We start from the raw sequence: 12,443 nt of genomic DNA, 5'->3' as shown, positions 1-12,443 counted from the left end.
AGTTAGGAGATTGGGGCTCGTAGAGCCCACTATGTTAGGCCATTTTTGGACCTCGCCATGTCCAATTGGCCATCTTCTTTAAATTAATGGCAGCGAAAGTAAGCATCGCCTGCTTCGACAATTTTTTAAGTCCCCTTAAAGTTGTCCAACGCATACCATGCTTTTCTTTTGCATCTGCGAATACACGCTCAATCGTTTCTTTACGTTTCGCATATATAGTTTTTACATCTTGATGATGACGCAGATGATCTGCTTCTTCCACATGTGTTTGCCAAATATGCCGTGTCACCACTTTTTGATGGTCTTTGCTTTCTGTACACTGAGATAAAAATGAGCATGTCGCACAAGTGTGTTTGGGTGATTTATACTCGCGATAGCCCTCTTTATTGGTTGTTGAGTACTTTAATAGCTCTCCCGAAGGACAAAGGTAACAATCAAAATGTTCATCGTATACATAGTCCTGTTTGCGGAAAAATCCTTCTTTGGTGCGAGGACGTGTATAAGGTAAAGCCGGTATGATTTCTTTGTTAAATAGGTAGCTTGTAATCGCTGGTGTTTTATAAGCTGCATCCGCGGCAACGGCTTCCGGTTTTCCAACTTTCTCAATCACTTGTTCAACTAGTGGCTCTAAGATCTGACTGTCATGTATATTTCCAGGTGTTACAATCGTTCCCAATACAAAACCGTTGCGGTCTGCGGCCGCGTGGAATGAATAGGCAAACTGTTTTGTTCGTTCATCTTTCACATAGTAGCTTTCTTTAATCTCTTTGGTCTCTTCTTTATCAAATTTATCTGATGGAAAAGGCTTCTTTCCATGGTTTTCACGATCTTGATTGACTTCTTCTTGAAGACGCCCTTGATACGCTCGTGTTTCTTTACGAACGATTTTCTTTTCAAATGTCCGTTTATTCGCACTGGCTTTCACATGTGTGAAATCCACGAAAACGTGTTCAGCACTTATTAACTTTTTATTAGCAGCTGTCATTAAAATGCGATAGAAAATCTGTTCAAACAGGTCTGTATCTTTAAAGCGTCGCTCATAATTTTTCCCAAACGTAGAGAAATGAGGTACTTTATCATGGAAACCATAGCCTAAGAACCAACGGTAAGCCATATTAGTTTCAACTTCTTCAATCGTTTTACGCATGGAACGAATACCGAAGGTATATTGAATGAATGTCAGTTTAACTAAAATAACTGGATCAATACTTGGGCGTCCTACCTCTGAATACATATCTTTCACCAAGTCATAAGTGAAAGTGAAGTCAATGGCAGCCTCCAGTTTACGAACCAAATGGTTCGGTGGCACTAGTTGATCTAACGTAATCATTTCAAGTTGATCTCGCTGAATAGAATCATGTTTAGAAAGCATTCTCATTACCTCAAGTTTTAATACTTCTATTTTAAAACAAAAGCGACTCAGGGCAAAAGTGTTTATCTAAAAGATAAGACAAAGTTGATTGGAACGGAAGGTACGAGACTCCTGCGGGAAAAGCGCGTCTAGGGGAGACCCCGCAGGCGAAAGCCGAGGAGGCTCCCCGACCGCCCGCGGAAAGCGAGTGCCTGGAGTGGAAATCAACGGCCAAATTGTACAACTCATAAAAAATAGACAAACTCGATTTTCCTCGAGTTTGTCTACAGTCTGAAAGGAAGGACAGTAGGTTCCTTCCTTTTTTTTGTACTTCTTTTTAGAAAAACATCGACAAAAATTTTATTTTTGCTATTATTTTATTGAGAGCTGTTCTAGCACAGAACAGGGCTGTACTTTATTTCAAAGAGACGAAAAAGGCTATCAGCTTCTCTTAGAACTCCTTTACTAATTTCTATTGGCTTAAATTTCAAGAAAATTATGATAGAATGTTAGTATAATCCAGATCAAATTGATGGGAGGGTGGTTTTCTTATCTAAACTGACTGAGCGTTCGTTCTCCCGAAGAATGGATATGGCGATTGAGGCGGCAGACGATAAGAAAGCGATTACAGATGGAACTGAAAGATGTAAAAAACATAACCTTTCCTAAGCCTTCTTTGGAAGAGTGGAAAGAAGCTGCGGAAGTCAGTTTAAAAGGAAAAAGTATAGAAAAATTAAAAACGAATACATATGAGGGCATCACTTTATATCCACTTTATACAGAAACGGCGGATTCAACGGCAAATGTAGCTGAATTACCAGGGTTCTTCCCTTATACCCGAGGAACGTTTCCAACGGGTTATTATGAAAAACCTTGGCTGGTCGTTCAACCTGTAAGCGGTGTCACGGCTGAAGAGGCAAATGAAAAGATGAAGGTGTCATTCAAGCGCGGTCAAAATGTCGTGGCATACCCTGCAAGTTTGCTTGCTAAGGGAGCAAGGGCTGAAAAATTGTTTAAAGATATCCCATTAAGGGAAATCCCGGTTTTCATTGACCTTAAGGGAAAACAAAAAGGATTATTCCCGCAATTCAAAGCCGTTGCTGAATCGCAAAATGCCCAATTGACAGGCGTAGTTGCAGAAGATCCCATTGCAGAATGGCTCATTGGCGGTCAGCTGCCAGAGGATACGGATCATTATTTTGCAGACTGGCTTAAGACGATCCAAGATTATCAGAAGGTAGGCCGGGATTTAAAGACAGTCCTGATTAATACGGCAGTCTATCATAATGGAGGGGCCAATGCCGTTCAAGAAATCGCGTACGGATTATCGGCAGCCGTCCAATATCTATTGGAAGGGCAAAAACAAGGGCTTTCCATTTCTTCAGTTTCCGAAAGAATAGTATTTTCGTTTGCAGTAGATTCCAATTACTTCATGTCCATCGCCAAACTGCGGGCTGCCAGGAGGCTTTGGGCAGGTCTTGCTGAAGCCTTCGATACAGCTCCGGATCATTTTAAAATGGCCATACATGCTGTTACTTCCGAATTGACAGAAACGCTATATGACCAGCACGTCAATATTCTTCGGACCACAAACCAAGCTTTTGCTGCAGCTATCGGCGGCATTCAATATCTTCAAATTCATCCATTTACTCATCCAACTGGTGAATCTGATGATTTTTCAGAAAGAATCGCCCGTAACACTCATTTGATTTTAAAAGAGGAAACAAATATCACCACCGTGGTCGATCCTGCTGGCGGTTCTTGGTATGTTGAACAATTAACGGATGAATTGGCTGAAAAGGCTTGGGCGAAATTCCTAGAAATCGATGAAGCCGGGGGGATTTTAGAGCTTATTAAGCAAGGCACCCTACAGAAAGACATAGCTGAAGTATACCTAGGAAGAGTTCAAAATGCGGCTTTCAGAAAAGATAGTATCATCGGAACGAATGTTTATCCGAATCCAGCTGATAAGATTAAAACCCCGACACTGGATAAACATGTGTCATACATGAAAGTTGAGAAGCCGGTTGGCATTACGCCAATCGCCTTGGAACGGGTATCCATTCAGTTCGAACAAATAAGACTGCGCAGTGAAAGTTATAAAGAAATAAATGGAACAGCTCCAACAATCGGTTTGATTAATTTGAAAAACCTTAAATCCTATAAACCCCGTGCAGATTTCGTTAAAAGTCTGGCTGCAGCAGGAGGTATTGAAACAGTAGGTAGTAAAGGGTGTCAAACCATTCAGGAAGCAGTCGATTACGTAGCTTCGACCAATTTCCCTATCTATTGTATTTGCGGCAGTGATGATGACTACGCTGAATTAGCCCCAATCACAATTAAAGAAATTAAAAAGCAATTCCCTGAAATCAATATTTATTTGGCTGGCAAGCAGCAAGAAGAATTGGAAATCACACTAAGTGAAGCCGGCATGAAAGATTCTATCCATGTTAAAACGAACGTAATAGCGATTTTATTGGAATTATTGCATGAGCTAGGGGTGAACTGAAATGAAAAAACCGAATTTTTCTGCTATAAATCCTGCCAAGGCTAAGATTAAAGGGACGGTAGAAGCATGGAAAAAAGAAGCCGAAAAAGCCGTTGGGCAAAATATCGATAGCCTTCTGTTTGAAACCAATGAACAAATAAAAGTCAAACCGCTTTATGTTAAAGAAGATAATCGCGAATTGGAGCATATGGAAAGTGTCCCAGGCATCGCTCCGTTTACAAGGGGGCCTTATCCTTCGATGTATGTCAATCGTCCTTGGACGGTACGCCAGTATGCAGGTTTTTCGACTGCTGAGGAATCCAATGCGTTCTACAGACGTAATCTGGCGATGGGGCAAAAAGGGCTCTCAGTTGCCTTTGATTTAGCCACACACCGTGGTTATGACTCCGATCATCCACGCGTTGTCGGTGATGTGGGGAAAGCGGGAGTTGCCATTGATTCCATCCTTGACATGAAAATCCTTTTCAACGGGATTCCGCTAGATCAGATGTCCGTATCAATGACTATGAACGGTGCAGTATTACCTATCCTGGCTTTTTATATCGTGACAGCTGAAGAACAAGGCGTTACACAGGATAAGCTTTCGGGCACGATTCAAAATGACATCTTAAAGGAATATATGGTCCGGAATACGTATATCTACCCACCTGAAATGTCCATGAAAATCATAGCTGATATTTTTGAGTATACTTCCAAATATATGCCGAAATTCAATTCCATTTCCATCTCGGGTTATCATCTCCAAGAAGCGGGGGCGCCGGCGGATATCGAACTAGCCTATACATTGGCTGATGGTCTTGAGTATGCGCGTACCGGCATGAAGGCAGGTATTGATATCGATAAGTTTGCACCACGCCTGTCATTCTTCTGGGCTGTAGGATTGAACTATTTCATGGAGGTGGCGAAAATGAGGGCGGCTCGTTTCATTTGGTCAAAACTGATGAAACAGTTCGAACCGAAAAATAATAAAGCGATGGCATTGAGGACTCATTCCCAAACCTCCGGCTGGAGCCTCTCCGAGCAGGATCCGTTTAATAATGTCGCAAGGACCCTGATTGAAGCTCATGCGGCCGCACTGGGACATACACAGTCCCTGCATACGAACGCACTGGATGAGGCCATTGCACTGCCAACTGATTTCTCGGCCCGCATTGCACGTAACACACAGCTTTATCTGCAGGAGGAAACCGGTATCACAAAGGTAATCGATCCATGGGCGGGTTCTTATTATGTAGAATCGCTCACTAATGAATTAATCGAAAGGGCTTGGGCTCACATAGAAGAAATCGAAGGTCTTGGAGGAATGGCAAAGGCAATCGAAACCGGCCTTCCAAAAATGAGGATCGAGGAAGCGGCTGCAAAGCGTCAAGCTAAAATCGATTCTCAGGATGAAACGATTGTCGGCGTCAATAAATATCGTTTGAAAAAAGAAGATCCGATTGAAATACTGGAGATTGATAATACCGCAGTTCGCGAAAGTCAGCTTAAGCGTTTGGGCGAATTAAAAGCGAAGCGTGATCAGGCAAAGGTGGATGAAGCTCTTCAGGCGCTATCCAGGGCTGCTAGAACAGGCGAAGGTAACCTGCTTGAACTGGCAGTGCAAGCTACAAGAGTACGGGCTTCACTAGGTGAAATCTCCGATGCGGTCGAAGAGGTGGCTGGACGTCATAAAGCAACGATCCGTTCTATCAGCGGCGTATATAGCTCGGCATACTCAAAAGAAGCGGAAATTGAGGAAGTCGTCCGCATGACGGAAGAGTTCCTTGAAAATGAAGGAAGAAGACCGCGTTTGTTAATGGCTAAAATGGGTCAGGACGGTCATGATCGTGGAGCTAAAGTAGTAGGAACGGGGTTTGCGGATTTAGGCTATGATGTCGATATCGGTCCATTATTCCAAACACCGGAAGAAACCGCCTTACAGGCCGTGGAAAATGATGTGCATGTTGTCGGAATGAGTTCGCTTGCTGCCGGTCATAAAACATTGTTGCCGCAGCTTATGTCGGAACTGAAGAAATTGGGCCGTGAAGACATCATAGTGATCGTCGGCGGCGTCATCCCTGCACAGGATTATGATTACTTGATGGAAAATGGCGCTTCAGCCATTTTTGGACCTGGTACAGTCATTCCACAGGCAGCAAAAAAAGTGCTTCAGGAAATATACAATCGCCTTGGATATGAGGAAGTGGTCCAATAATGAGTGAAGACAAGAAGCCGGAATGGGTCGATCTTAACAATCAGGAAGGTTTTGCTTCTTCATTAAAGCCAGGTGTAGAATTAACAGCCAGTCATAACAAAGCTTCAAAAAGCAAATTCGTCAAAAAACAAAATGTAAGCATACCGATCCATGAACTTAAAGAGGGAATCATAAAAGGGGATAGGGCCAATCTTGCTAAAGGGATTACACTGATTGAAAGCAATGCACCCCACCACTTCGATCCTGCACAGGAATTATTACATTCCATCCTTTCTCATACAGGGAACTCGATTCGAATCGGGATTTCCGGAGTGCCAGGTGCAGGGAAAAGCTCGTTTATCGAGACGTTTGGATCCTACTTATGTGCCAGGGGCCATAAGGTTGCTGTTCTAGCCGTCGACCCAAGCTCTTCTATCAACGGGGGAAGTATCCTAGGTGATAAGACGAGGATGGAGGAGCTGGCAAGAAACCCCCGTGCCTTCATAAGGCCCTCACCATCCGAAGGCACCTTAGGAGGAGTTCACCGCAAAACAAGGGAAACGATGTTGCTTTGTGAAGCGGCAGGATTTGATGTCATCCTGATAGAAACTGTTGGTGTCGGCCAGAGTGAAGCTATAGTACGAAGTATGGTTGACTTCTTCATGCTCCTTGTCCTAACCGGTGCCGGGGATGAATTACAGGGGATGAAAAAAGGGATCATGGAACTTGTGGACGGAATTGTGGTCAATAAAGCGGACGGAGAGAACATTCCGTTGGCGATTAGGACAAAGTCCGAATATAGTAGAATCTTGCACTTCCTTCAGCCGGCAACAAAGGGATGGGCAGGAAAGGCATATACTTGTTCTGCCATAACCGGTAAAGGAATTCCAGAGCTTTGGGATGTATTGAATGAATTTTCCGCTATGACCAAGGAATCTGGTGTTTTTCAAGAACGGAGAAGAATGCAATCTAAGGAATGGCTTTATTCATTAATGGATCACCAGCTTAAAACGATGTTCTATAAAAATGAAACCGTCAAAGGTCTTCTCCCTATTCTGGAGAATGAAGTGATGTCAGGGAATAAAACGGTCACCACTGCTGTTAAGCAAGTCTTTCAATTTTTTACTGATACATTTAAGTCAAATTAAACAGGAAAGGGGTGGGGCTTGAATTGTTTCTCATGCCCCATCCCTTTGTAAGAAGTTTTCTTGTTGTTACACACATGGTTCCCGCTTCCTTTTCGTTTTAAACATGTTTCGGATCCCTTTATCCACCTTTAGCAGGTAAATTTATTGAATCACGAAGTGGCAATTGTTATGATAGGATTGAAGAGAAAACTTGGAAGGGGCACATACCATGAATATGGATTTTAATTTTTTAATGAACGACGTAGTCAAACAGGCTCGCGATGAGATTAAGACTGCTGGATATACAGAATTGACTACTCCCGAGGAAGTAGCAGAGGTATTTGCACAAAAAGGAACGACACTTGTTATGGTCAACTCCGTTTGTGGCTGCGCTGGGGGAATAGCTAGACCTGCAGCAGCTCATGCGATTCATAATGATAAACGCCCTGATCAGCTTGTAACTGTTTTTGCTGGGCAAGATAAGGAGGCGACGGAAAAAGCCCGTGATTACTTCGAAGGGTATCCACCGTCATCCCCATCATTTGCATTGCTGAAAGATGGAAAAATCATCACTATGATAGAACGCCATGAAATTGAAGGGCACCACCCGATGTCCGTAGTTGAAAAATTACAAGACTACTTCGATCAATATTGCGAAGAAGTGTAAGCTATAGCCATAAGAAAAAAAACCCGCCAATCGACGGGTTTTTTTTATTCATGAACTTGCATAAATAAGGAACATTTAGGAAAGAAGATAGATAAGGAAGCCAGATATATCCCCTCTGGAGAAAAAGTGCGAAATGGGGAAGGTTAATTGAGTGAATATTTCGAAAAGTAAATCTATTTTTTACGTTATTGAATAATTATTAGAGTGTGTTAAAATACACATTAGTGTATGAATATTAGTTATGCAAATTAATTAATTAATAACCTAAAACCAAATTTAATAACAAGAGAATTGAAAATATCATTTTGGAGGAATAATAATGAAGTTGAAAAAGCAGTTAGCATTGTTGCTTACTTCTGTGTTATTAGTAGGTATTTTAGCAGCATGCGGAACATCTGAGAAAAAAGATAAAAACACAGCTGGCAAAGAAGACAAAAAGGTTCTGGTAATGGGAACATCTGCGGATTATCCGCCATTTGAATATGTTGAAACATCTAAAAGTGATCAAATAAAAGGATTTGACATTGATATCGCTAAAGCAATCGGTAAAAAATTAGGTTATGAGGTTCAAGTGAAGGACATTGACTTTAATAGTCTTGTTCCGGCTCTGGAAAATAAATCGGTCGATTTCGTTATCTCTGGAATGACTCCAACAGAAAAACGTGAACAATCCGTTGATTTCAGTGATATATACTATACAGCTAAAAACATGATCATCACGACAAAGGACAGTAAGATCAAAACTGTTGAAGATTTAAAAGGGAAAACGGTAGGGGTACAGCTTGCATCCATTCAGGAGACATTGGCAAACGACTTGAATAAATCCAAAAAGACCGGGATGAAAATTGAAAAACGGAATCGTATTCCAGAGGTTGTTCAAGAAATGTCCACAGGACGTTTTGACGCCGCAATCATGGAAGATACTGTGGCAAAAGGCTATTTGAAAGATAATAAAGATTTGGTGGGCTATGTGATCAAATCTGGTGAAGAAGATGCCGGTTCGGCAATCGCTTTCCAAAAAGGAAGCAAGTTAACTGGCGAATTCAATGCCGAATTGAAAAAAATGTTACAGAATGGTGAAATGGAAAAATTAATAATAAAATGGTTCGGTGGCAGCGAAACTGAATAATACAAGAGAGGAAAAGCGTTCAGAAGAGATGCAATATGCCTTCTGAACGTTTTTCCGCGCTTTATTGACATTAAATGAAGCAGGAGGAAGGCCCATGATAACGGCCTTCATAAGAGAGGATGAATGGAGTGAATCTGGAATTTGATAGGATTATACCCTCCCTTCCATATATCCTGGAGGGAATACCGACTACATTAAAGGTTGTAGCGGTTGCGGCTGTAATCGGTTTTGTTTTGGGAATATTATTATCTATACTTAAAATCAGTAGAATCAAGCCCTTAAATTGGATTGCTGACTTTTATACATCCATTTTCCGCGGTACCCCTTTAGTGCTGCAATTAATGCTGATTTATTTTGGTTCACCACAAATATTAGGGATTCAAATCGAAGCATTCCAAGCAGCATTTTTAGCATTCGGGCTAAACTCTGCCGCATACATCTCTGAGATTATCAGGGGAGGCATTCTAGCGGTAGATAAAGGGCAACGTGAAGCTGCACTTGCACTTGGGGTACCCTATTCAGGGATGATGCTTAATATAATACTTCCGCAGGCCATCAAGAATATCCTGCCGTCCCTTGTGAACGAAGTGATTTCCTTAACGAAGGAATCAGCCGTTGTCACAATTATTGGGTTGGGGGATATCATGCGCCGTTCTTATATTGTCGGCGGTGAGACATATAAATTCTTCGAGCCGATTTTATTTGCCGGTCTCATTTATTATGTGATGGTTATGGTTCTTACCATCTTAGGCAAAGTGATTGAAAGGAGAATGAGACGCAGTGATTAAAATTGATGAGCTCAAAAAAAATTATGGTAAGCTCGAGGTATTAAAAGGCATCAGCACCGAGATAGGGCAGGGTGAAGTGTTAGCGATCATCGGCCCATCCGGTTCGGGAAAATCAACTTTCTTGCGTTGCATCAATATGCTTGAGACTCCAACTGATGGTCAAATTTGGTTTAAAGATCAAAACATCACTGAAAAAAAGACCAATATCATGAAAGTGCGTGAAAATGTAGGAATGGTTTTTCAACATTTCCATTTATTTCCTCATAAAACCGTCCTGGAGAATCTGACATATGCACCGATGAAGGTGAAAAAATTATCAAAAGCTGAAGCAGTAAAACAAGCTCGGGAGCTCTTGACTAAAGTCGGTTTGGCCGATAAAGAATCGTCATATCCGAATCGTCTATCAGGCGGACAAAAACAACGGGTCGCCATTGCGCGGGCATTGGCAATGAATCCGGAAGTGATGCTTTTCGATGAGCCGACCTCAGCTCTTGATCCTGAGATGGTAAAAGAAGTGCTCGAGGTAATGAAGTCACTGGCACATACTGGGATGACCATGCTTATCGTAACGCATGAAATGGGATTTGCCAAAGAAGTGGCCGATCGTGTACTTTTCTTGGACGGGGGTCTTCTCGTCGAAGAAAGTGCTCCGGAAGAATTCTTTTCCAATCCGAAAAGCCAGCGTGCAAAAGACTTCTTGGAAAAAGTTTTATAAGCCAAGGCAAATAGTATATAATTATAAAAAAAAGGTAACGACTAGGTTACCTTTTTTTATTTTATTCCTATAATGTATTTTTGAGTGAATGGATTTTGAAAAATTGGAAATTTCATTCACAAAGGACTGTAAAAACATCTGAAATCCTGATAGTATTATAATAGATAGCGAAAGAGCCAGGTGATACATAACAATGTTTAAAATCGGATACAGGACGATTAAAACTGCTTTGGGGGTTACCCTGGCAATTATTATTGCACAAATGCTTAACCTGGAATATTTTTCGGCTGCGGGAATCATTACGATCTTATGCATTCAAGTTACAAAAAAGAAGTCGGTTTATGCCTCCTGGCACCGGTTTTTAGCTTGTTTGATCGCAATGGTCTATGCATCCCTATTTTTTCATTTCATCGGGTTCCATCCGCTGACAATAGGGTTGATCCTTTTGATTTTCATTCCTACGACAGTTGCCTTGAAGATTAATGAGGGAATTGTAACGAGCAGCGTCATCATCATGCATCTTTATGGAGCTGGCAACATCACTTTTTCCCTGCTGATCAATGAAACGATATTAATTGCCGTTGGAGTTGGAGTTGCACTTGTCATGAATCTGTACATGCCCAGTGTCGATGAAAAACTGCTTGCCTATCAGGAAAGTATCGAAACTAACTTTAGTGCGATCTTGATGGGGATTGTCCGTTATTTAAGGGATAATGACCACACATGGGATGGTAAGGAAATTACTGAAACAGCCAATCTTCTTAACCAAGCCAAAAGCCTTGCCTTCAGGGACGTGGAAAATCATTTCTTAAGGGAAGAAGACCTTTATTACCATTATTTCAAAATGCGTGAAAAGCAATTTGAAATAATTGAACGCATTCTTCCTCTAGTCACGAATATTCCATTGGTCGTCAAGCAAAGCGGGATAGTGGCTGATTTTATTGAGGACCTGGCAGAAAACGTCCATCCACAAAATACGGCCATTCTTTATCTGAAGAAGCTTGAAGAAATGGAGTTGCATTTTAGGGGAATGGCACTTCCACAGACACGGGAAGAGTTTGAATCAAGGGCCGCATTACTGCAGCTCATGAAGGAAATGGAACGCTATTTATTGTTGAAGCATTCCTTCAAGGGGTTACCCAAGCTGGCCAATAACCGAATGAAAAAGAGGCACATGGCTTAAACTAAGCAAAAGAGTAAAGGAATTGATATAAATGAAATGGATCCTTTCTTTGTTGCTTATGCTATCTTTGTGGCCGCTACAGGTACAAGCTCAACCTCAATCGGTTAAGCCGGGAGATCCTTTTATCATCATCAATAAAGCCAACAATAAATTGGCGTTCATTGATGATAACGAGGTCAAGGAGATTCTGCCGGTCGGCACTGGGAAGAGTCAGGAATTGACACCTGAAGGGATTTTCACGGTTAAAATAAAAGCGGTCAATCCCTATTATCGAAAAAAGAATATTCCGGGCGGCGATCCCAGGAACCCTTTGGGATCGAGGTGGATTGGATTTGATGCACGAAATACCGATGGCAGGATTTACGGGATACATGGTACGAATCAACCGTCGTCAGTCGGTAAATTCATTTCAAATGGCTGTGTACGGATGCATAAAGCCGATGTAGAGCGTTTGTATGAAAAAGTCCCTATCGGCACAAAGGTGTTAATCACCAAGTCGAATGATGATTTCAAAACTTTGGCAAAGAAAAACGGAGCGATAAAATAAAAAAGAGAGGGAAGTCTTTGCTTCCCTCTCATTCCGATATTTTTTATAAAAGAAATGCGATACCTGATAATAAGGTCGTCAACAACATCGAGATAAGCATTAAATACACGACGATCTTTCTTATTTTTTTATTTCCCATATGCTCTCTCTCCCTCAAACAGTTTAATTGGTTTTATTTTAACTTGAACGTTTAGTAGAAACAAGTAAAAGTACAATGTTCATATTATTCCGAATCTTGAAAGGCTTCAATGGAA

The 12,443-nt window shown here is 41.6% G+C and carries 12 protein-coding genes; 10 read left to right on the top strand and 2 right to left on the bottom strand.

The window, feature by feature from the left end:
* Positions 1-34 precede the first annotated feature (34 nt).
* Positions 35-1,372 (bottom strand): IS1182 family transposase, encoded by a 1,338-nt coding sequence (locus UP17_RS16005; RefSeq protein ID WP_061463980.1) that lies wholly within the window; start codon positions 1,370-1,372, stop codon positions 35-37.
* A 519-nt stretch (positions 1,373-1,891) separates the two neighbouring features.
* Here UP17_RS16005 and UP17_RS29310 point away from each other — a divergent pair.
* From UP17_RS29310 to UP17_RS15960, 10 genes are all read left to right on the top strand, one after another.
* Complete coding sequence (locus UP17_RS29310; RefSeq protein ID WP_284149535.1) at positions 1,892-2,020, top strand: hypothetical protein; 129 nt, start codon at positions 1,892-1,894, stop codon at positions 2,018-2,020.
* Positions 1,983-3,860: a methylmalonyl-CoA mutase family protein gene (locus UP17_RS16000; protein WP_061463979.1), complete on the top strand. Its 1,878-nt coding sequence runs from the start codon at positions 1,983-1,985 to the stop codon at positions 3,858-3,860. The genes UP17_RS29310 and UP17_RS16000 overlap by 38 nt, the downstream gene beginning before the upstream one ends.
* A gap of 1 nt (position 3,861) precedes the next feature.
* Entirely contained in the window at positions 3,862-6,054 is a 2,193-nt protein-coding gene (scpA, locus tag UP17_RS15995; RefSeq protein WP_061463978.1) for a methylmalonyl-CoA mutase, read from the top strand.
* Positions 6,054-7,181 carry a methylmalonyl Co-A mutase-associated GTPase MeaB gene (meaB, locus tag UP17_RS15990; protein ID WP_061463977.1) on the top strand — a complete coding sequence of 376 codons (1,128 nt, stop codon included), beginning with the start codon at positions 6,054-6,056 and terminating at the stop codon, positions 7,179-7,181. The genes scpA and meaB overlap by 1 nt, the downstream gene beginning before the upstream one ends.
* Positions 7,182-7,389: 208 nt before the next feature.
* Positions 7,390-7,827, top strand: a complete 438-nt coding sequence (locus UP17_RS15985) for a BrxA/BrxB family bacilliredoxin (protein WP_061463976.1) — start codon at positions 7,390-7,392, stop codon at positions 7,825-7,827.
* Between the two features lie 325 nt (positions 7,828-8,152).
* Positions 8,153-8,956 (top strand): transporter substrate-binding domain-containing protein, encoded by an 804-nt coding sequence (locus UP17_RS15980; protein ID WP_176431790.1) that lies wholly within the window; start codon positions 8,153-8,155, stop codon positions 8,954-8,956.
* A gap of 128 nt (positions 8,957-9,084) precedes the next feature.
* Positions 9,085-9,744, top strand: a complete 660-nt coding sequence (locus UP17_RS15975) for an amino acid ABC transporter permease (RefSeq protein WP_061466139.1) — start codon at positions 9,085-9,087, stop codon at positions 9,742-9,744.
* On the top strand, positions 9,737-10,459 hold the full coding sequence (locus tag UP17_RS15970; RefSeq protein WP_061463974.1) for an amino acid ABC transporter ATP-binding protein: 723 nt from the start codon (positions 9,737-9,739) through the stop codon (positions 10,457-10,459). Before UP17_RS15975 ends, UP17_RS15970 begins: the two co-directional genes overlap by 8 nt.
* A gap of 193 nt (positions 10,460-10,652) precedes the next feature.
* The gene (locus UP17_RS15965) at positions 10,653-11,642 is read left to right on the top strand and encodes an aromatic acid exporter family protein (protein WP_061463973.1); all 990 of its coding nucleotides are present in this window, start codon (positions 10,653-10,655) and stop codon (positions 11,640-11,642) included.
* A gap of 31 nt (positions 11,643-11,673) precedes the next feature.
* The gene (locus tag UP17_RS15960; protein WP_061463972.1) at positions 11,674-12,189 is read left to right on the top strand and encodes a L,D-transpeptidase; all 516 of its coding nucleotides are present in this window, start codon (positions 11,674-11,676) and stop codon (positions 12,187-12,189) included.
* Between the two features lie 43 nt (positions 12,190-12,232).
* On the opposite strand, the gene prli42 is transcribed toward UP17_RS15960, so the two are convergent.
* Positions 12,233-12,328 (bottom strand): stressosome-associated protein Prli42, encoded by a 96-nt coding sequence (gene prli42 / locus UP17_RS27730; RefSeq protein WP_155727341.1) that lies wholly within the window; start codon positions 12,326-12,328, stop codon positions 12,233-12,235.
* Positions 12,329-12,443 lie beyond the last annotated feature (115 nt).

The sequence above is a fragment of the Peribacillus simplex genome, from assembly GCF_001578185.1.
GTDB classification, from domain to species: domain Bacteria; phylum Bacillota; class Bacilli; order Bacillales; family DSM-1321; genus Peribacillus; species Peribacillus simplex_A.
The sequence above is the reverse complement of the archived record's forward strand: the minus strand, read 5'-3'. Positions and strand labels throughout refer to the sequence as shown.

What these genes read in the sequence shown, in the direction of transcription:
- scpA (WP_061463978.1), top strand. Translation starts at nt 3,862, where the DNA reads ATGAAAAAACCGAATTTTTCTGCTATAAATCCTGCCAAGGCTAAGATT.
- prli42 (WP_155727341.1), bottom strand. Translation starts at nt 12,328, where the DNA reads ATGGGAAATAAAAAAATAAGAAAGATCGTCGTGTATTTAATGCTTATC.
- UP17_RS16005 (WP_061463980.1), bottom strand. Translation starts at nt 1,372, where the DNA reads ATGCTTTCTAAACATGATTCTATTCAGCGAGATCAACTTGAAATGATT.
- UP17_RS15965 (WP_061463973.1), top strand. Translation starts at nt 10,653, where the DNA reads ATGTTTAAAATCGGATACAGGACGATTAAAACTGCTTTGGGGGTTACC.
- UP17_RS16000 (WP_061463979.1), top strand. Translation starts at nt 1,983, where the DNA reads ATGGAACTGAAAGATGTAAAAAACATAACCTTTCCTAAGCCTTCTTTG.
- UP17_RS15985 (WP_061463976.1), top strand. Translation starts at nt 7,390, where the DNA reads ATGAATATGGATTTTAATTTTTTAATGAACGACGTAGTCAAACAGGCT.
- UP17_RS15960 (WP_061463972.1), top strand. Translation starts at nt 11,674, where the DNA reads ATGAAATGGATCCTTTCTTTGTTGCTTATGCTATCTTTGTGGCCGCTA.
- meaB (WP_061463977.1), top strand. Translation starts at nt 6,054, where the DNA reads ATGAGTGAAGACAAGAAGCCGGAATGGGTCGATCTTAACAATCAGGAA.